The organism is Variovorax sp. GW821-FHT10D07, assembly GCF_059415325.1.
The window spans coordinates 241,059-260,140 of sequence record NZ_JBWKMZ010000004.1; the positions used below are offsets into that span (position 1 = coordinate 241,059).

At 69.6% G+C, this 19,082-nt stretch carries 16 protein-coding genes; 8 read left to right on the forward strand and 8 right to left on the reverse strand.

Translation table 11 applies throughout. The features are described 5' to 3' along the window. Positions 1–14 precede the first annotated feature (14 nt). The 3 genes from AC07PU_RS15545 to AC07PU_RS15555 form a co-directional block, all read right to left on the reverse strand. A complete protein-coding gene (locus AC07PU_RS15545; protein ID WP_093344104.1) occupies positions 15–887 on the reverse strand; it encodes an isocitrate lyase/PEP mutase family protein in 873 nt (290 codons plus the stop codon). A gap of 81 nt (positions 888–968) precedes the next feature. Next, entirely contained in the window at positions 969–1,484 is a 516-nt protein-coding gene (locus tag AC07PU_RS15550) for a LeuD/DmdB family oxidoreductase small subunit (protein WP_495318608.1), read from the reverse strand. Then, positions 1,481–2,752 carry a 3-isopropylmalate dehydratase large subunit gene (locus AC07PU_RS15555; RefSeq protein WP_495318610.1) on the reverse strand — a complete coding sequence of 424 codons (1,272 nt, stop codon included), beginning with the start codon at positions 2,750–2,752 and terminating at the stop codon, positions 1,481–1,483. The genes AC07PU_RS15550 and AC07PU_RS15555 overlap by 4 nt, the downstream gene beginning before the upstream one ends. Positions 2,753–2,875: 123 nt before the next feature. Between AC07PU_RS15555 and AC07PU_RS15560 the strand changes: the two genes are divergently transcribed. Beyond that, complete coding sequence (locus AC07PU_RS15560) at positions 2,876–3,724, forward strand: IclR family transcriptional regulator (RefSeq protein WP_495318612.1); 849 nt, start codon at positions 2,876–2,878, stop codon at positions 3,722–3,724. Positions 3,725–3,734: 10 nt separating this feature from the next. Here AC07PU_RS15560 and AC07PU_RS15565 read toward each other — a convergent pair whose 3' ends face one another. Continuing rightward, positions 3,735–4,997: a helix-turn-helix domain-containing protein gene (locus tag AC07PU_RS15565; protein WP_495318614.1), complete on the reverse strand. Its 1,263-nt coding sequence runs from the start codon at positions 4,995–4,997 to the stop codon at positions 3,735–3,737. 134 nt (positions 4,998–5,131) lie between these two features. Here AC07PU_RS15565 and AC07PU_RS15570 point away from each other — a divergent pair, with 134 nt between their 5' ends. After that, a complete protein-coding gene (locus AC07PU_RS15570; RefSeq protein ID WP_495318616.1) occupies positions 5,132–7,261 on the forward strand; it encodes a PQQ-dependent dehydrogenase, methanol/ethanol family in 2,130 nt (709 codons plus the stop codon). 91 nt (positions 7,262–7,352) lie between these two features. Here the strand turns inward: AC07PU_RS15570 and AC07PU_RS15575 are convergent, their stop codons facing one another. Continuing rightward, a complete protein-coding gene (locus AC07PU_RS15575; protein WP_495318618.1) occupies positions 7,353–8,330 on the reverse strand; it encodes a tripartite tricarboxylate transporter substrate-binding protein in 978 nt (325 codons plus the stop codon). 263 nt (positions 8,331–8,593) lie between these two features. Here AC07PU_RS15575 and AC07PU_RS15580 point away from each other — a divergent pair, with 263 nt between their 5' ends. The 4 genes from AC07PU_RS15580 to AC07PU_RS15595 all read left to right on the forward strand — a co-directional run bounded on the left by AC07PU_RS15580 (position 8,594) and on the right by AC07PU_RS15595 (position 13,130). Beyond that, entirely contained in the window at positions 8,594–9,775 is a 1,182-nt protein-coding gene (locus AC07PU_RS15580; protein ID WP_495318620.1) for a M48 family metalloprotease, read from the forward strand. A 118-nt stretch (positions 9,776–9,893) separates the two neighbouring features. Then, entirely contained in the window at positions 9,894–11,360 is a 1,467-nt protein-coding gene (locus tag AC07PU_RS15585) for an NAD-dependent succinate-semialdehyde dehydrogenase (RefSeq protein WP_495318622.1), read from the forward strand. Between the two features lie 91 nt (positions 11,361–11,451). Next, positions 11,452–12,354 carry a hypothetical protein gene (locus AC07PU_RS15590; RefSeq protein WP_495318624.1) on the forward strand — a complete coding sequence of 301 codons (903 nt, stop codon included), beginning with the start codon at positions 11,452–11,454 and terminating at the stop codon, positions 12,352–12,354. A 197-nt stretch (positions 12,355–12,551) separates the two neighbouring features. Next, complete coding sequence (locus AC07PU_RS15595; protein ID WP_495318626.1) at positions 12,552–13,130, forward strand: type 1 glutamine amidotransferase domain-containing protein; 579 nt, start codon at positions 12,552–12,554, stop codon at positions 13,128–13,130. Between the two features lie 9 nt (positions 13,131–13,139). On the opposite strand, the gene AC07PU_RS15600 is transcribed toward AC07PU_RS15595, so the two are convergent. Then, positions 13,140–14,306, reverse strand: a complete 1,167-nt coding sequence (locus AC07PU_RS15600; RefSeq protein ID WP_495318628.1) for a citrate synthase — start codon at positions 14,304–14,306, stop codon at positions 13,140–13,142. Between the two features lie 83 nt (positions 14,307–14,389). Here AC07PU_RS15600 and AC07PU_RS15605 point away from each other — a divergent pair, with 83 nt between their 5' ends. Then, on the forward strand, positions 14,390–15,502 hold the full coding sequence (locus tag AC07PU_RS15605) for a citrate synthase/methylcitrate synthase (RefSeq protein WP_495318630.1): 1,113 nt from the start codon (positions 14,390–14,392) through the stop codon (positions 15,500–15,502). Positions 15,503–15,577: 75 nt separating this feature from the next. Continuing rightward, positions 15,578–16,603, forward strand: coding sequence for a hypothetical protein (locus AC07PU_RS15610; protein ID WP_495318632.1), 1,026 nt, complete (start codon positions 15,578–15,580; stop codon positions 16,601–16,603). Here AC07PU_RS15610 and AC07PU_RS15615 read toward each other — a convergent pair. Next, positions 16,594–17,841, reverse strand: coding sequence for a phenylacetate--CoA ligase family protein (locus AC07PU_RS15615; RefSeq protein WP_431511084.1), 1,248 nt, complete (start codon positions 17,839–17,841; stop codon positions 16,594–16,596). The genes AC07PU_RS15610 and AC07PU_RS15615 overlap by 10 nt on opposite strands. 357 nt (positions 17,842–18,198) lie before the next feature. Beyond that, positions 18,199–19,011 carry an ABC transporter ATP-binding protein gene (locus AC07PU_RS15620; RefSeq protein WP_093344123.1) on the reverse strand — a complete coding sequence of 271 codons (813 nt, stop codon included), beginning with the start codon at positions 19,009–19,011 and terminating at the stop codon, positions 18,199–18,201. Between the last annotated feature and the right edge of the window lie 71 nt (positions 19,012–19,082).

The window sequence follows — 19,082 nt, forward strand, 5'->3', positions numbered from 1 at the left end:
CGGGTGGGGCCGGCTCAGCGGACCTCGTAGTGCGCCTGCCGTTCCTCGAGCGCATGCCAGCCGATGATGTGCTTGAAGTCGGCCATCGAGGTCTGGGCGAAGGGCAGGTCGGCGAAGTCGCCCGAGCGGCGGCGCGCCAGTTCGCGCAGGTTGGCCTGCACCGTGTGCACGGTGGTCAGCAGGCCCGCGATCGGATAGCTCGCGAAGGCGGCCACGCTCTCGATCTGCTCGCGCGTCAGCGCCGTCATCCAGGTGCCGGCCATCAGCATCAGCGACAGCCGGCGGCCGCAGGCCTCGCGCAGCTGCACCAGCTGCTCGTGGCGCTCGAAGGTGCGCGAGATCGGCTGGATCAGGTCGGCGCCGGCCTCGGCATAGCGCGCGGCGCGCTCGAGCGCCTCGCCCGGGTCCTGGGCATCGGTGCGCGCGACGATCAGCAGGTCGGGGTCGAGGCGCGCATCGAGCGCCGCCTTGATGCGCGCCACCGCGTCGTCGATGGACACCAGCGTGGAGGGCGCCGCGGCGGCCGGGCAGCGCTTGGGGCTGACCTGGTCCTCGAGCTGCAGCGCCGCGGCGCCGGCCTTCTCGAACTCTCGCACCGCCCGGCCCACGTTGAGCACGCTGCCGTAGCCCGTGTCGGCGTCGACGAAGATCGGCTTGCGCACCACGTTCGCCATGCGGTTCACGGTGGCGACGTTCTCGCTCAGCGTGTAGAGCTCCATGTCGGGCTGGCCCAGCAGCGCGGCGGAAACGCCGAAGCCGGTGCTGAAGATGCCGTCGAATTCCGACTGGTCGACCAGCAGGGCCGACAGCGCGTCCTGCGCGCCGCCGAACCAGAGCGTCGGGCCGTGGGTGATGCGCTGGCGCAGGGCCTGGCGGGATGAAGTCATCGTGTGTCTCCAGAAAAAGGGCGTGGCGACCCGACATGGGCGCTGCGCCATGAACTCACTGCAAGGGAAAAGAAGAAGGGCTCAGCTCGCGGGGACCACGCGGCGCTTCAGGTAGGGAATGAGTCCGCCCGCGTCGAGCATGCCGCGCTCGGATTCGGAGAAGGGCTGCAGCATCAGCGTCTGGCCCGAGCGCAGGTTCCTCACTTCGTTCGTGTCCCAGTCGACCGTCAGCTCGTCGCCGCGCGCCGTGGCCGCGCGGATGCCGGGGCAGCTCACGAGCGGAAAGCCCATGCTGGTCTCGCCGCGGAAGAAGCCCGGCGAGAAGGACTCGGCGATCACAGCGGCGATGCCCAGGTGCCGCATGGCGCGCATGGCCGGGTAGTGCGGATGGCCGTAGCCGAAGTTGTGGCCGCCGATCAGCAGGTCGCCCTTGTGCACGCCGGCCGCGAAGCCGGGCATGTAGTCGGCCATGGCCAGCGCGGCCAGTTCCTTCACGTCGGTGATCTTGATGTTGCGCACGCCGACGATCAGGTCGATGTCGTAGTCGTCTTCCTCGAAGACCCAGGCCGCGCGGCCGCGCAGGTTCTCGAGGCTCATGCGGAAACTCCCTCGCGCGCCGCCGCCAGGTAGGGCCGCGGGTCGGCGATGCGGCCCTCGAGCGCGGAGGCCGCGACCACGGCCGCGTTGCAGATGTAGATCTCCGAATCCACGCTGCCCATGCGCCCGGGCGTGTTGAGCGTGCCGGTGGACACGGCGCGCTGGCCGTCGCTCATGGTGGCGATGCGGCCGAAGCAGTAGTCGCAGCTCGGCGAGCTGATGAAGGCGCCGGCCTCGACCAGCACCTCGATCAGCCCCTCGCGCGCGGCCGCCGCCATGATGGCCTTGGAGGTCGGCACCACGTGCAGCTGGAAGCCCGGCTGGATGCGGCGCCCGCGCAGCACCTCGGCCGCGATGCGCAGGTCCTCGAGCCGGCCGCTGGCGCACGAGCCCAGGTAGCCGGTGTGCACCTCGATGCCGGTGTAGTCCTTGAGGTCGCGCGTGTTGGCGGGGCTCGGCGGAATCACGACGATGGGCTCGAGCGCCGAGACGTCGATCGTCACCACGCGCTCGTAGGCGGCATCGGCATCGGGGTAGACCGGATCGAGCGCGATCTTCGAGCGGCCCTGCACGTAGGCCAGGGTCTTCGCATCGGGCGCGATCAGCATCGTGGTCGCGCCCAGGAACATGGCCTGACCGCAGAGGGTCTGGCGGCCCTCGATGCTCATGGCGTCGATGACGGGGCCGCAGAGCTCCACCACCTTGAAGCGGCAGGAGGCCGGGCCCATCACGCGCACCATGTGATGGAACACGTCGCGCGCCATCACGCCGGGCTGCAGCGTGCCCGTGAGTTCGACCTTCACGGTCGCGGGCACGGTCAGGGTCAGCGTCTCGGTCACGAAGGACTCGAGCACGCCCTTGCGCGCGCCGAAGGCGAAGGTGCCGAAGGCGCCGAGCTGGCTCACGTGGCCGTCGAAGTGCACGGCGAAGGCGCCCGGCGTGGCATAGCCGAGCTCGGCCGCGACCTGGTGGCCGATGCCCTCGCGCTCGTGCACCGGCACGCCCTGTTCCTTGCCCCAGGCGCGGGTGATCTTGTGCAGCTCCTCTTCCTTCGGCGCGGTGGCCGGCACCATGTGGTCGATGAACAGCACGAAGCGCTCGGGGCTCGACACCTTCTCGATGCCGAAGTCCTCGCGCGTCTCCTTGAAGAACACGTCGGTGTAGCCCGGGAAGTCGTAGGCGATCACGAAATCGGGCCGCGCCGTGATCTCCTCGCCGGGCACCACGCGCGGCCTGCCGGCGGCGCGGGCCAGGATCTTCTCGGTCATCGTCTGGGGCATCTTGTTCGGCTTTCGACTCCCACGATGTGGCAGTCCTTGTATTTCGATCCACCGATTACAGTCGAGCCAACTTCCTCCCCATTGGGGAGCAACCCGAATTACTGCCGCATCGTGGAAACTAAACGCCGAACCCCTGCCAAGACCGATTCGCCAACGACCGCCGCCGGCGCGCGCTCGGGCACGCAGAGCATCGAGCGCGTGGTGGGCATGCTGCGCGTGGTGGCCTCGCGCGGGCGGCGCGGCATGCGCATCGCCGACGTGGTGAGCCTCAGCGGCCTGCCGATGTCGACCTGCTTTCGCATGCTGCAGCGGCTCGAGGTCGAGGGCCTGCTGGTGCGCGACCTGCTCACGCGCAAGTACCACCTGGGGCCGCTGCTGCACGAGCTCGGCATGCTGGCCCAGCCGCGCTACCACCTGAGCGAGCTCTGCGAGCCGGCGCTGCGCACCATCGCCGAACTGACGCAGGACACGGTCTACCTCAGCGAGCGGCGCGGCCCCGAATCGATCTGCACCAGCCGCGCGCTCGGTGCCTATCCGATCAAGGCGCTGACGCTCGACGTCGGCATCCGCCGGCCGATGGGCGTGGGCGCGGGCGGCCTCGCGATCCTCAGCGCGCTGCCCGAGGCCGAAGCCGAACTGATCGTCGCCTCCAACGAGGCACGCTATGCGAAGTTCGGCGCCGCCTTCGCACCGGGCTTCCTGCGCGAAGCCATCGCGCAGACGCGCGCGCAGGGCCACTCCTTCCTCGACAGCGCGGCCACGCCGGGCGCGGCCGCCATCGGCGTCGCCTTTCCGCCCGACAACCCGATCGCGGCCGTGAGCGTGGCCGCGATCTCCAGCCGCATGGGGCCGGCGCGGCGCGCCGAGGTGGCGAAGATCATCGAGCAGCAGGTGCGCGCGATCTGCGTGCTGCTCGAATCGCAGCCGGTGGAGGCGGGCTCGGGCCGCGAGGGCGAGTGAGGAGAACGAGCTAGGCGTCGCCCGCCTCGTCGCTCCCCTGTTCCCAACTGCGCAGCCGCCGATACAGCGTGCCGCGCGACACGCGCAACTGCCGTGCCGCCTGCGACACGTTGCCGCCGTGCGCGGCCAGCGTCTCCTCGATCAGCTTGCGGCTGTGCTCGCGCAGCGTGCCCGCCTGCGGCGCGGCCGGCGCATCGGCGGACTGCAACACGGTTGCGTCCTCCTGCTGCATCTGCTGCACCGGCTCCTGCGCCGGCGCCGGCACCTCGACACGCTGCGGCACCGCCACCGCATGCCGGAAGTCGATGCCGTTCGCGCCCTGCAATTGCGCCTGCACCCACACGCCGAGCCCGCTGGCCAGCCGCAGCGGCTGCGCCGACTCGCGCCGGCCCAGCCGCAGCAGGCTCGCGAGGTCGTGGCCCAGCAGGCATTCGACGCCGCGCTCGTCGGCATGCTCGGGCAGGTGGCCGATCAGCCGCGCGCCCGCGCCGTTGAGCCAGGCGATGGTGCCGTCGGCCGCGATGCCCGCCAGCCCCTCGAGCGGCGTGCCCAGCAACGTGGGGCTGGCCTGGAAGCGCAGGATCAGGTGCTCGCGCGACTGCGCCTGCAGCAGGCGGTTCTCGATCGTGGTCGCATAGACCGCGACCATCGAGGCCGCGTCGAAGCCGAAGCGCTGCGCCTCCACCGTGAGGTCGAGCACGCCCGCGAGCCGGCCGTCGACGTCGCGGATCGGCGCCGCGGCGCACTGCATCTCGCGCAGCACGTCGAAGTAGTGCTCGGCGCCGTCGACCGTGCAGGCCAGCCCGGTGCTCGCGACGATGCCGGGCGCGGTGGTGCCCACCACGCGCTCGGAGATGTTCACGCCCACGCGCGCGGTCTTGCGCAGCACCGGCTGGTGCGCGGGCGCGGGCTCGTGCGTGACGTGCACCACCACGCCGTCGCGGTCGGTGAGGATCACGCGGCAGTCGGTGCCCGCGAGCGAGTGCTCCATGCTCGCGAGTTCCTGGCGCGCCACCTCGAGCAGCTCGCGGTTGCGCGCCAGCGTGGCGTGCAGCCGGCTCGGCGTCACGGGGTCGAAGGGCACGATGCGCTGGCGGTCGCTGTGGGTGCGGCTGCAGCGCATCCACGACTGCAGCACCGCCTCGCCGACGAGGCCCGAGGGCCGCACGCCTTCCTCGAAGAACTGCTGCCGCGCGAGCGCCACGCGCTGCGCCGGCGTGGTGGCGAAGAGTTGGCGCGGCGCGTTCGCCGTGCCCAGCCTGTCGAGGGTCATGTGCCATCGCCTCCGTGAGGGACCGGGGACCAGCATCGAATGTGTTCCGCAATGGAACAGCACCGGATCGGGGAAATCCCGAAGGTGAACGCATGCGCCGCTCGGACGATTCTCTGGGCACAAGGAGACCCACGATGACGAGAAGAAGGAATTCCTCCGGGCTGCCGGCGCTGGCTGCCGCATGGTTGTTCGCGGTCGCATCGATCGCCGCGGCGCAGGGCAGCGGGCCCTCGCCGCAGGACCGTGCCGCCGCGGCCGCCCAGCGTGTCAATGGCAGCTTCATCCGCGCCAACGCGGCGCAGAAGCAGACGCCCGACTGGCCCAGCATCGGCCTGGACTACGCCGAGACGCGCTTCAGCAAGCTCGACCAGGTGAACGCGGGCAACGTGAAGCAGCTCGGCCTGGTCTGGTCCTACGACCTGCAGTCCACGCGCGGCGTCGAGGCCACGCCGCTGGTGGTCGACGGCATCATGTACGTCACGGCCTCGTGGAGCGTGGTGCATGCGATCGACACGCGCACCGGCCAGAAGCTGTGGACCTTCGATCCCGAGGTCGATAAGTCCAAAGGCTTCAGGGGCTGCTGCGACGTGGTGAACCGAGGCGTTGCGTTGTACGAGGGCAAGGTCTACGTGGGCGCCTACGACGGGCGTCTGATCGCGCTCGATGCCGCCAGCGGCCGCAAGCTCTGGGAGAAGAACACCATCGAGGGCCAGAAGGGCAGCTACACCATCACCGGCGCGCCGCGCGTGTTCAAGGGCAAGGTGATCATCGGCAACGGCGGTGCCGAGTACGGCGTGCGCGGCTACATCACGGCCTACGACGCGGCCAGCGGCGAACAGAAGTGGCGCTGGTTCACCGTGCCCGGCGATCCGGCCAAGCCCTTCGAGAACGAGGCCATGGCGCGCGCCGCCAGGACCTGGGACCCCGACGGCAAGTACTGGGAGGCCGGCGGCGGCGGCACCGTGTGGGACTCGATGGCCTTCGATCCCGAGCTCAACCTGATGTACATCGGCACCGGCAACGGCTCGCCCTGGGCCCACAAGGCGCGCAGCCCCAAGGGCGGCGACAACCTCTACCTGGGCTCGGTGGTCGCGCTCAACCCGGACACCGGCAAGTACGTCTGGCACTACCAGGAGACGCCCGGCGACAACTGGGACTACACCTCCACGCAGCCGATGATCCTGGCCAACATCAAGGTCGACGGCAAGCAGCGCAAGGTGGTGCTGCATGCGCCGAAGAACGGCTTCTTCTTCGTCATCGACCGCACCAACGGCAAGTTCATCTCGGCGAAGAACTTCGTCGAGGTCAACTGGGCCACGGGCTTCGACAAGAACGGCCGTCCGATCGAGATCGCCGCCGCGCGCCAGAACGAGAAGCCCGGCGACAGCATCCCCGGCCCCTTCGGCGCGCACAACTGGCATCCGATGTCCTTCAATCCGCAGACCGGCCTGGCCTACCTGCCCGCGCAACACGTGCCGCTGAACCTGATGGACGACAAGGACTGGAAGTTCGACCAGAACGCGCCGGGCCGCCCGCATGCCGCGCTGGGCTGGAACACCGGCAAGTTCGCCAACGTCGAGCCGCCCACGAGCAAGCCCTTCGGCCGCCTCGTGGCCTGGGATCCGGTCAAGCAGAAGGAGGCCTGGGGCGTGGACTACGCTTCGCCGTGGAACGGCGGCACCCTGACCACCGCGGGCAACCTGGTGTTCCAGGGCACGGCCGACGGCCGGCTCGTGGCCTACGACGCGCGCAACGGCGACAAGCTCTGGGAGACGCCCACCGGCACCGGCGTGGTCGCCGCGCCCGCCACCTACATGGTCGACGGCAAGCAGTACGTGTCGGTGGCCGTGGGCTGGGGCGGCGTCTACGGCCTCGCGCAGCGCGCCACCGAGCGCCAGGGCCCGGGCACCGTCTACACCTTCGCGGTCGGCGGCACGGCCAAGATGCCGGACTTCGTGCAGTACCGCATGAGCAAGCTGGTGCAGGGCGTGAAGTACGACCCGGCCAAGGTCCAGGCCGGCACCATGCTCTACGTCAGCAACTGCGTCTTCTGCCACGGCGTGCCGGGCGTGGACCGCGGCGGCAACATCCCGAACCTCGGCTACCTCGATTCCGCGTACATCGAGAACCTCGACAAGTTCGTGCTCAAGGGCCCGGCGATGGCGCGCGGCATGCCCGACTTCACGGGCAAGCTTTCGGCCGACGACATCGAGAGCATCAAGGCCTTCATCCAGGGCACGGCCGACGCGATCCGACCGAAGTGAACCGGCCGGGCCGCGCTCGGCGGCCCATGAAAAAAGCCGCCGGGCCCGCGAGGGCCGGCGGCTTCGTCGTTGATGCGAGCGACGCGATCGATCAGTCGGCGTACACGCCCGCGGCCTTGATGATCGGGCTCCACTTGGCGATCTCGGCCTGCACGAACTTCTTGTGGCCGTCGGGCTCGATGCGGCCGTCGACCGCCACCACGGCGCCCAGCGCTTCTTCCTTCTTGAGGAAGTCGGGGTCCTTGAGCGCGATCTTCAGCGCGTCGTTGAGCTTCTTCAGCACCGGTGCCGGCGTGCCCTTGGGCGCGTAGAGGCCGTGCCAGATCGTGACCTGGAAGTCCTTCAGGCCCGACTCCTGCAGCGTGGGCAGGTCTTTGAGCAGCGGCACCGTCAGGCGCTTGGGCGTGGTCACGGCATAGGCCTTGACCTTCTTGCCCTCGATCTGCGGCGAGGTGTTGGTGGTCTGGTCGCACAGCAGGTCGATCTGGCCGCCGATCAGGTCGGTGATGGCCGGCGCCGTTCCCTTGTAGGGCACGGGCGTCATCTCGGTCTTCATCGCGCTCTGGTAGAGCAGGCCGCACAGGTGCGAGGCCGAGCCCACGCCCGCGTTGCCGAGGTTGATCTTGCCCTTGTTGGCGCCGATCCAGTCGGTCAGTTCCTTGTAGTTGTTGGCCGGCAGGCTGGGCTTGGCGATCAGCGTCATCGGCACGTCGTTGATGATGCCCAGGTACTCGAAGTCGCTCTCGACCTTGAACGGCACGTTGCGCACCAGCGTCGGGATGGTCGACATCGCGATGTGGTTGAGCAGCAGCGTGTAGCCGTCCGGTGCCGCGCGCGCCACCTTGGCCGCGCCGATCGAGCTGCCGGCGCCGGGCACGTTGTCGATCACCACGCTGGCGCCGCCGAGCGGCTTGCGCAGCGCCTCGGCCAGGTCGCGCGCGACGCGGTCGGTGGGGCCGCCGGCGGCGAAGGGCACCACGATGCTGATGGGCTTGCCGCTCGGGTAGTCCTGGGCGTGGGCGCCGATGGCAACAGCGGCGATCGCCGTCAGGGCTAGCAGTTTTTTCATGGAGAGGACCCCCGGAAGAGGAAAAAGGAATGAAGGGAAATTGAAAGCGGGCGCGATCTTAAAGGCTGACCATGCCCTGACGAATCCCCACAAGCCCTAGTCCACACGGCGATGCGGGCAGAGGCTCCTGCGGAAGGAGGGGCGCCATCGTTGCGCCGCGCTGCTCGGGCATGATGTTTCCCTGGGAGACGCGCCATGGGGGGCGCGCATACCGCAACGACGGTGCGGCCCGCCGGGCCGCGACAAAAGAAGGGAAAACACACATGGATCCTCTGGTCTATCCGCGCGAGCGCACGCTCGGCGCGATCACGCTCGTGCTCGGCCTGCTGGTCTGGCTGGCCCTGCTGGTGGGCACCTTCGGCATCCTGCTGCTCTACCTGCTGATGGGCTTCATCGGCTACTGCTTCGCGCACTCGGCGCTGATCGCCTGGATCAAGGGCACCGGCGTGAAGCTCTCGCCGACCCAGCTGCCCGAGCTCAACGCGCGCTTCGAGGCCTGCTGCGCCAGGCTCGGCATCGCCACGCCGCCCGAGGCCTACCTGCTGCACGGCGACGGCATGTTCAATGCCTTCGCCACCCGCTTCCTCGGGCGCGACTTCGTGATCCTGCTGTCGGACGTGGTCGACGCCATGGAGCCGCAGCCCGACGGCATCAACTTCTACATCGGCCACGAGCTCGGCCACATCCGGCGCAAGCACCTCACGGGCCACTTCTGGCGCGCGCCGGTGCTGTGGCTGCCGCTGCTGGGCGCGGCCTATGCGCGCGCCAAGGAATACACCTGCGACCTGCACGGCGCCGCCTGCTGCGAGCAGCTCGATTCCGCGCCGCGCGCGCTGCTCGCGCTGGCCGCCGGTGCGCACCAGTGGCGCAACGTCGACATGAACGCCTATGCGGCGCAGTCGCGCGCCAATGCCGGCTTCTGGGGCTCGTTCCACGAGGTGGTCGGCGGCTACCCCTGGCTCACCAAGCGCGTGGCACGCGCCATCGATCCGGCCGCGCGGCTGCCCGAGCGCAATCCCGCGGCCTACCTGCTGGGCCTGTTCGTGCCCTACGCGGGCCGCGCCGGCGGCGGCGCGCTCGGCATCCTGGTGACGGTGGCCGTGATCGGCATCGCGGCCGCGGTGGCGCTGCCCGCCTACCAGGAGTACCAGTCGCGCGCGGTGGTCGCGCAGGCCTGGGCCCAGGGCGCGCCGGTGCGCCTCGCGCTCGCCGAGTACTACCGCGAGAAGGAGGAGATCCCCGAGAGCCTCGAGGCCGCGGGGCTGCCCGAGACCCTGCCCGACGGCACCGCGCTGCGGCTCGACAGCGACACCATGGTGGTCGAGGTGCAGACCGCGCGCGGCACGCTGCTGATGGAGCCCGCGCCCTCGGGCAACGGCCTGCGCTGGACCTGCGGCGCGGGCGAGGGCCTGGCCGAGAAGGCGCTGCCCGCGAGCTGCAAGTAGGCGTCGCCAAACCCGAGCCGCACGCGCGGATTTGGCGCGCACGGCTTGCGGCCCGGGCCCGGGCGTGGTCCCCTCGTCGTTTCCCCTTTCAGCAACGACGACCCGGAGACCCTGCCCGATGCCCGCCCTTCGACTCAAAGACCCGACCCTGCTGCGCCAGCAGGCCTATGTTGCCGGCGCCTGGATCGATGCCGACGACGGCACCACCGTCGCCGTGACCAACCCCGCCAACGGCGAGACCATCGGCACCGTGCCGATGTGCGGCACGGCCGAGACCGAGCGCGCCATCGCGGCCGCCGAGAAGGCCCAGAAGGGCTGGGCCCGGCTGCCCGCCAAGGAGCGCTCGGCGATCCTGCGCAAGCTCAACGACCTGATGCTGGCCAACGTCGACGACCTCGCGCTGATCATGACCACCGAGCAGGGCAAGCCGCTGGCCGAGAGCCGCGGCGAGATCGCCTATGCCGCCTCGTTCATCGAGTGGTTCGCCGAGGAGGCGCGCCGCGTCTACGGCGACACCATTCCCGCGCCGCAGGCCGACCGCCGCATCCTCGCGCTCAAGCAGCCCGTGGGCGTGACGGCCGCGATCACGCCCTGGAACTTCCCGGCCGCGATGCTCACGCGCAAGGCCGGCCCGGCGCTGGCCGCGGGTTGCGCGATGGTGGTCAAGCCCGCCACGCAGACGCCGTATTCGGCGCTGGCCTTCGCCGAACTGGCCGCGCGCGCGGGCGTGCCCCCGGGCCTGCTGTCGGTGCTCACCGGCTCGGCCAGCAAGATCGGCGGCGAGATGACGCGCAGCCCGATCGTGCGCAAGCTCACCTTCACCGGCTCCACCGAGGTCGGCCGCACGCTGATGAAGCAGTCGGCCGACACCATCAAGAAGCTCTCGCTCGAGCTCGGCGGCAACGCGCCCTTCATCGTGTTCGACGATGCCGACATCGACGCGGCCGTCGAGGGCGCGATGGTCTCGAAGTACCGCAACACCGGCCAGACCTGCGTCTGCGCCAACCGCCTCTACGTGCAGCGCGGCTTGCTCGAGGCCTTCACGCAGAAGCTGGTGGCCAAGGTCAAGGCGCTCAAGGTCGGCGACGGTACCGAGGCCGGCGTCAACCAGGGCCCGCTGATCGATGCCAAGGCGGTCGAGAAGATCGAGGAGCATGTGGCCGATGCCGTGGCCAAGGGCGGCCAGGTGCTGGCCGGCGGCAAGCGCCATGCGCTCGGCGGCCTGTTCTACGAACCCACCGTGATCGGCGGCGCCACCGCCGACATGCTGTTCGCGCGCGAGGAGACCTTCGGCCCGCTGGCGCCGATCTTCGCCTTCGACACCGAGGAGGAGGCCGTTGCCGCGGCCAACGACACCGAGTTCGGCCTCGCCGCGTACTTCTACAGCCGCGACATCGGCCGGATCATGCGCGTGGCCGAGTCGCTGGAGTCGGGCATCGTGGGCGTCAACACCGGCCTGGTGTCGACCGCCGAGGCGCCGTTCGGCGGCGTCAAGCAGTCGGGGCTGGGGCGCGAGGGCTCGAAGTACGGGCTCGACGACTTCCTCGAGGTCAAGTACGTCTGTCTCGCGGGATTGGACAAGTAGCCAAAGAATAGGTTGCAGATGAGTCGTCGATTGGCAAACTCGCAGAACTGCCTGATTTGGGCGGACATGCGAGGCTTGGGAGGGCCAATCGATGAACAACAGAGTGGATTCGCAAAAAGGGGTGGCGCAGGCAGTTAGCGTCACGCGCAATCAAGAGGAGGAGGCGCAATCGCGAGGAAGAGAGGCGAGTGACGATTCGGAAATCGGCCTCTCTGCGTTCATTGGGCGCTTTCTTGCGATTGCATCATTCGCAGGTGTGGTTCTTTCACTGTTGGGCTACGGCGTTGCGCTGGCGACGGAAGCTCGATTCGGAATGCCAAGAGCGCAATTGATCGATTCAACGATGGATATGTTGAATCTTTCGAGTTGGGTCATCTTGCAGGTTGTCACCAAGGGATTCGAAGCTCTTGGGACCTTCGCCTTCTATAAGAAAACCCTCTGGGAAACCAGATATGCATTGGGCATGCTTTTCACGGGCTGGCTGATAGCGCTGGTCGTCCTCTATCTCTATCGCAAAAGAAAGATCTTCACTAGACGTTCCACGAAGCAGAAGAGTCGGAAGCAGGAAGTCAGTGATGTTCGATACGTCATCAACAAGACGTGGTGGATGCCGGTCAGCATTCTGATCGCTCCACTGGTGATGTTGCTCGGCGTCGTGCTGATCCTTGTTGCCGCGGCGATGCTCACGATTGTTCCCATCGTAGGAATGTCTGCCGGCAAGACGCACATCGACAACTTCGTCGTCGCGCCGGAGAAATGTGTTTCCCTTGCAAATCGAGCCCGACGCCTGGAGTTGCAGTCGAAGCCGGATCAAGGAAGCACCGAAATTGGCGTGCAATGCGTATCCGTTACCTTCACCGAAGGCGACCTTCAAGTCAAAGGGCGTGTTGTCTTTGCCTTGAGTAAGGTGCTCATCCTCTACGACCCTGAATCCGGGGCCGTGAAACGTGTTCCAACGGAGAACGCAATCGTTGAAGTGATTCCTGCGCTGTGAGCGCGAGGGGCGTCGACGGCGGCGCGCCAGCAATCCATTCAACGGATACGCGCAATCTCCACGAACTGGTAAGCGGAGGTTGCCGGCCGTCGAACTGTCCGACAACGGCGGCCGGCGCCGGCCGATGCGGCATGCGTGGCACGGGCCTAGGGTGAAGTTTCATTGCCTCGAGAAACCCACCCAAGGAGTGATTCACCATGCCCACCATCACCACCTCTTCACTGGACGGAATGACGGTCGCGATCCTCGTGTCGGACGGCTTCGAGCAGGTCGAGATGACCGAGCCGCGCAAGGCGCTGGAGGCTGCGGGCGCGAAGACGCAGGTCGTCTCGCCGCTCGACGGCAGCGTGCGCGGCTGGAACCATCACGACCCGGCCGATAGCTTCGAGGTCGACGTGCCGCTGAAGACCGCGAACCCCGGCGACTTCGATGCGCTGCTGCTGCCCGGCGGCGTCGTCAATCCCGATGCCCTGCGCATCGACGAGAAGGCGGTCGCGTTCGTGCGCGCCTTCGTCGAGGCCGGCAAGCCGATCGCGGCGATCTGCCACGGGCCCTGGACCCTGATCGATGCCGGCGGCGTGAAGGACCGGCGCATGACCTCGTGGCCCTCGCTGCGCGCCGACCTGCGCAACGCGGGCGCGCGCTGGAGCGACCAGGAGGTCGTGGTCGACCATGAGCTCGTGACCAGCCGCAAGCCCGACGACCTGCCGGCCTTCAACCGCGAGATGGTGCGGCTGTTCGAGCTGGCGCACGAGGCGGCGCTGCAGCACCACTGAGTCCGCGCTTCAGTCCTGCGCGACGGCCGGCCCCGTGTAGCGCGCCCGCGGCCGTATCAGGTGCCCCGTGGCCGCCTGCTCGAGCACGTGCGCGGTCCAGCCCACGCTGCGCGCGAGCGCGAACAGCACCAGTGGCGCATCGGCCGGCAGCTTGTGTACGGCCGCGAGCGCGGCCAGCGCGAAGTCGATGTTGACGGGCTCGCCCACGAGGCGCTCGCCGGCCTCGCGCAGGTCCGCGAAGGCCGGTGGTAGTTCGAGTTCCTCAAGCAGCGCGGCACAGCGCACGTCGCCGGCCGGATAGAGCGGATGGCCGAAGGCCGCGAGCGGCCGGTCGTGCGCGAGCCACTCGCGCGCGGCCGTGTCGGCGCTCGATTGCTCGGCTTGCCGCACCAGCGCTTGCACCGCGCGCGCCGCGCCGCCATGCAGCGGGCCGGTCAGCGTTGCAAGGCCGGTCAGCAGGCAGGCCGCGAGCGAGGCACCGGTGGAGGCTGTCACGCGCGCCGCGAAAGTCGAGGCATTGAGCTCGTGGTCGGCCAGCAGCACCAGCGCACGGCGCAGTTGCGCAGCGGCGCGCGGCCGGCGCCAGGCCGCGGCGAGGCGCGCATGCAGCGGCTGCGCGGCGGCGCTTGCGGGCACCTTGCCGATCAGCGCATCGGCCAGCGTGCCCACCACCTCGGCGGCCTCGGCGCGCAAGGCCTGCGGCGAGCGGCCGCGCGAGGGCGGGTCGATCGCCGCGCGCAGCGCGAGCGCGCGCAGGCCTGCCTGCAGCGGCGGCATGCCGTCGCGCGCTTCGGCCTCATCCGAAGACAGGCGCGGCGGCGCGCATTCCCACAGCAGGCCCGCGACGTCCTCGAGCGTGGCCTCGATCGACAGCGCGCAGGCGTCCTGCCCGCGGTACCAGAGCCGCCCGCCGGCCACGGTCGACACGGCCGAGGGCAGCACCGGCTCGCCCCACTGAATCGCCTCGCTCGCCACCGCCTCGCTGCTGCGCCGCCCCTGCGCGCGCGCCGCGAGCCGCTGCACGTCGTCGCGGTGGTAGAGGCTGCGCCGCGGGTCGGCGGCATCGGGCTTGGCGCGGATGCGGCCGCGGCTCACGCCGGCATAGAGCGTCTGGGGCCGCACCTGCATCAGGGCGAGCGCTTCGGCGGCGGGAAGCCAGGGCGAGGAGCGGGTCATGTTGATGGAATGGATCAAGATTGACGTCAATGTTAGCGGCGCCAGAATCGTCCGCATCGTGAACACAGATGGAGCATGAAACGATGAACGACGATGGACTCGAAGGCGTGGTGGCGGCGCACACCGTGCTGTCGGAAGTGGATGGCGCGGCGGGCCGGCTGGTGATCCGCGGCCACACGCTCGACGAGATCGCGCGCCGCTGGCAGTTCGAGGACGTGGCGGCCGCGCTGTTCGAGGGCTTCTTCGAACGCGCGCCCGATGCCGCCAGCCTGCGCGTCGCGCTGGGGCGCGCGCGGCGCGAGGCCTTCGAACGGCTGCAGCCCGGCGACGAAGCGCAGCTGCGCCGGCTGCCGGCGATCGAGGCCGTGCGCGCGCTGCTCGCGCGGCTGCCCGACGGCGACGACCTCGCGACCGCGCTGCGCCTGCTCGCGGGCCCGGCGGTCTACACCGGCGCGGTGATGCGCTGGCGGCTCGGCGTGCCGGCGCTCGCGCCCGACGAAGGCCTGGGCCACGCGGCCGACATGCTGCGCATGCTGCATGGCCGCGCGCCCACGGCCGCGCAGGCGGCGGCGCTCGACACCTACCTCGTCACCGTCTGCGACCACGGCCTCAATGCCTCGACCTTCGCGGCGCGCGTGGTGGCCTCCACGGGCGCGGGCCTGGCCTCGGCGGTGCTCGCGGGCATCAGCGCGCTCAAGGGGCCGCTGCATGGCGGCGCGCCCGGGCCGGTGCTCGATGCGCTCGACGCCATCGGCAGCGCGGATCGCGCGCGCGCCTGGCTCGAGGCGGCCGTGGACGAGGGCCAGCGCCTGATGGGCTTCGGCCATCGCATCTACCGCGTGCGCGATCCGCGCGCCGATGCGCTCAAGGCCGCGCTGAAGCGGCTCAGCGCCGAGGGCGGGGTCGATGCCGCGCGCTTCGCGCTGGCCGAGGCCGCGGAGCAGGCCGCGCTCGCGATCCTGCGCGAGAAGAAGCCCGATCGGCCGCTCGAGACCAACGTCGAGTTCTACACGGCGCTGCTGCTCGAGGCGCTGGGCTTCGGCCGCGAGAGCTTCACCTGCGTGTTCGCGGCCGGCCGCACCGCGGGCTGGCTCGCGCATGCGCGCGAACAGGTGAAGAAGGGGCGGCTGATCCGGCCGCAGTCGGTCTACGTGGGCCCCGAACCCGCCGCGCGGGAGCCCGCACTCGCGCACTGAGCCTACACGGCGGTCCCGCCGTCCTCCGATACGCTCGTGTCGACTGCCATTTCCAGCGACACGACGTACCGACCGATGACGACCGCCGACCCCGCCCATGCCCGCGCGCTGCGCCTGCCGCGCGACTTCGCGCTGATCGCGGTCGGCCTCGATGCCGTGCTGCTGGTGCTCAACCTGTCGATGCTGCTGCTGCCGACCACCGACGATGCGGCGCAGATCCGCCGCGCCTATGCGCAGGCCGGCGTGTGGATCCTGCTGGTCGCGAGCACGGCGATGTCGTGGGCCTTGATCGGCGGCCTGGCCTGGAGCCATGGCCGCCAGGCGCTCGAACGGCTGGGCGTGCCGCGGGTGGCGCTGTCGGGCGGCGCGCGGCTGCGTTTCGGCGGTGCCTGGCTGCTGGTGCTGGTGCTCAACCACCTCGCGCTCACGCCGCTGTTCTACGAGCTGCAGCTGATGTTCATGCCGGGCGGGCGCTATGCCGAGGCCATGCCGCGCCTGAGCCTGGGGCTGGCGGCGCTGCTGCAGTCGCTGGTGCAACTTGCGGTGCTGGTGCTGGGCCTCTGGCTCGCGGCCCGCTTCGCGCTGCGCCGCAGCCGTTCCGCAACGGCCGAGGCGCTCGATGCGCGCGCGCCCGATGAAGTCTCGACGGTGCCGGCCGGTGCCTCGCCGCGCGCGGCGGTGGCGCTGCTGGTGGGCGCGCTGTTCGCGTCGCTGCAGGTCTGGAGCGCGCTCGCCGTGGCGCGCTGGGCCGGTGCCTCGCAGGATGGCGGGCCCTGGGCGCTGCTGCTGACCTGGGCCCTGCCGCCGGTCGTGGTCTGCGCGCTCGCGGTCTGGGGCGGCTGGCTGGGCACGCGGCCGGGCCTGTGGCCGGTGCGCCCGTTCCGTGCGGTGTCGGCCGCGGTGCTGAGCTTCGTGCTGGTGCAGCTCGGCTGCATCGTCTTCGCGTTCCTGTGGTTCGCGCTCGCGGTGGGCGCCATCAAGGCGCTGCAGGGCATCGGCGCGATGGCCGGCTTCATGGCCGTGCTGATCGCGCTCTACGCGGTGCTGACGGTGCTGCTGGCGCGTGCCATGACGCGCCGGCTGTACCGGCGCTACTTGTAGCTGCGCGCGTCCTCGATCACCTTGCCGTCGTTCGGCAGGCTGCCGGGGGCTACCAGCTCGATGGTGCCGCGCAACTTGGTCACTTCGCGCACGGCCTCGGCGATGCGCACCACCAGGCCCTCGGGCGCGCCCGCGCATTCGAGCCGGAAGTTCATCTGGTCGTCGCCCATCTCGCCCGACACGACGAGCCGCGCGCGCTGGATCTCGGGAAAGCGCCGCGCGATCTCGGCCACCTGCGAGGGATGCACGAACATGCCGCGCACCTTGGTGGTCTGGTCGGCGCGGCCGAGCCAGCCCTTGATGCGCTTGTTGGTGCGACCCGTGGGGCAGGTGCCCGCGAGCACGGCCGAGAGGTCGCCGGTGCCGAAGCGCACCAGCGGATAGTCGGGGTTGAAGGTGGTCACGACGATCTCGCCGACCTCGCCGTCGGGCACGGGGTCGCCGGTGCCAGGACGCACGATCTCGACCAGCACGCCCTCGTCGAGCACCAGGCCTTCGCGCGCGCTGGTCTCGTAGGCGATGAGGCCGAGGTCGGCGGTGGCGTAGCACTGGGTGCCCTTCACGCCGCGCGCGGCGATCCAGTCGTGCAGGCTCGGCGGAAAGGCCTCGCCCGAGACCAGGGCCTTGGTGAGCCAGGGCAGCTTCTGGCCCTTCTCCTCGGCCTTCTCGAGCAGGATCTTGAGAAAACTCGGGGTGCCGGCATACCCTTCGGGCTTGAGGTCGACCATGGCCTCGAGCTGCTGTTCGGTCTGGCCGGTGCCGCCCGCGAACACGGTACAACCGACGGCGCGCGCGCCGCTCTCCATGATGGAGCCGGCCGGTGTCATGTGATAGCTGAAGCTGTTGTGGATCAGCTCGCCGCTTCGAAAGCCCGCGGCATGCAGCGCGCGCGCGGTGCGCCAGTAGTCGCGCGCCTCGCCCTCGGGTTCGTAGATGGTGCCGGGGCTCGCGAATATGCGCGGCATGCGGGTGCCGCGCGCAATGGCCGAGAAGCCACCGAAGGGATCGTTCTCGCGGCCTTGCTTCTGCAGCTCGAGCAGTTCCGACTTGCGCGTGACCGGCAGCTTCGCGAGGGCCTCGCGCGTGGTGACGTCGGCGGCCTGGATGCCGTCGAGGATCTTCGAGAGGGCGGGCGCGGCGGTCTGGGCCTGGGTGATCTGTCGGGGCAGCGCGGCCAGCAGGTCGCGTTCGCGTTCGGCAGGGTCGCGGATCTCTAGTGCGTCGTAGTGGTCGGTCATGTCCGTACCCTTCATCTGTTCAGTTCGTTTTTCCGCTGGCTTGTTTCGGGAGGGACGTCAGGGGCGCGTGCACAGGGCATCGGGTACTTCCCTCCGCGAATGTCCCCCGGCCTTCGGCCTCCTCCTTTATTTCGCTGCGGGAAGCACCCGATACCCTGTGCACGAGAAACGCTCGGGTGGTGCGGCCGGTTCGACGGTCGTGCCCAGGCTCGCGTCGATGGGGTACTCCCCGCAGCGAAATAAAGGAGGAGCCCGAAGGGCGGGGGACATTCGCGGAGGGGAGTACCCCGTCGGCGCGAGCCCGTCCCCACCCCCACCCGTAGACGGCAGGGACAGCACAGACGGCAGGAAAGAGCATCAAGCCAGCCACCTCTTGCGCCGCTTGTAGCTCTTCACATCCCGGAAGCTCTTGCGATCCGCCCCCCCCACGCCGAGGTAGAACTCCTTCACGTCCTCGTTCTCGCGCAGGCTCTGCGCCGCGCCGTCCATCACGATGCGGCCGTTCTCGAGGATGTAGCCGTAGTCGGCGTAGCGCAGCGCCATGTTGGTGTTCTGCTCGGCCAGCAGGAAGGTCACGCGTTCCTTGGTGTTGAGGTCCTTCACGATCTCGAACACCTCCTCCACGATCTGCGGCGCCAGGCCCATCGAGGGCTCGTCGAGCAGCACCATCGTCGGGTTGGCCATCAGCGCGCGGCCGATCGCGCACATCTGCTGCTCGCCGCCCGAGGTGTAGGCCGCCTGCGAGGTGCGCCGCGTCTTCAGGCGCGGGAAGTAGGCATAGACCTTCTCGAGCGTCTGCTGCACCGCGGCCTTGCCATCGGTGCGCGTGTAGGCGCCCGTCATCAGGTTCTCTTCGATGGTCAGGTGCGCGAAGCAGTGACGGCCTTCCATCACCTGGATCAGCCCGCGCTTGACCAGCTCGGCCGGCGACAGCGCCTCGATGCGCTCGCCGCGCAATTCGATCGTGCCCTTGGTGACCGCGCCGCGCTCGCCCGCCAGCAGGTTGCTCACCGCGCGCAGCGTCGTCGTCTTGCCCGCGCCGTTGCCGCCCAGCAGCGCCACGATCCCGCCCTCGGGCACGCTCAGCGACACGCCCTTGAGCACCAGGATCACGTGGTTGTAGATGACCTCGATGCCGTTGACGTCGAGAAGGATGTTGGGTTGGCTCATGGTGTTCTTTCGGACATCCGCAAAGACATACGAAGCGATGCCTTTGCGGATGCCGCCTTCCCGTGCAGGGG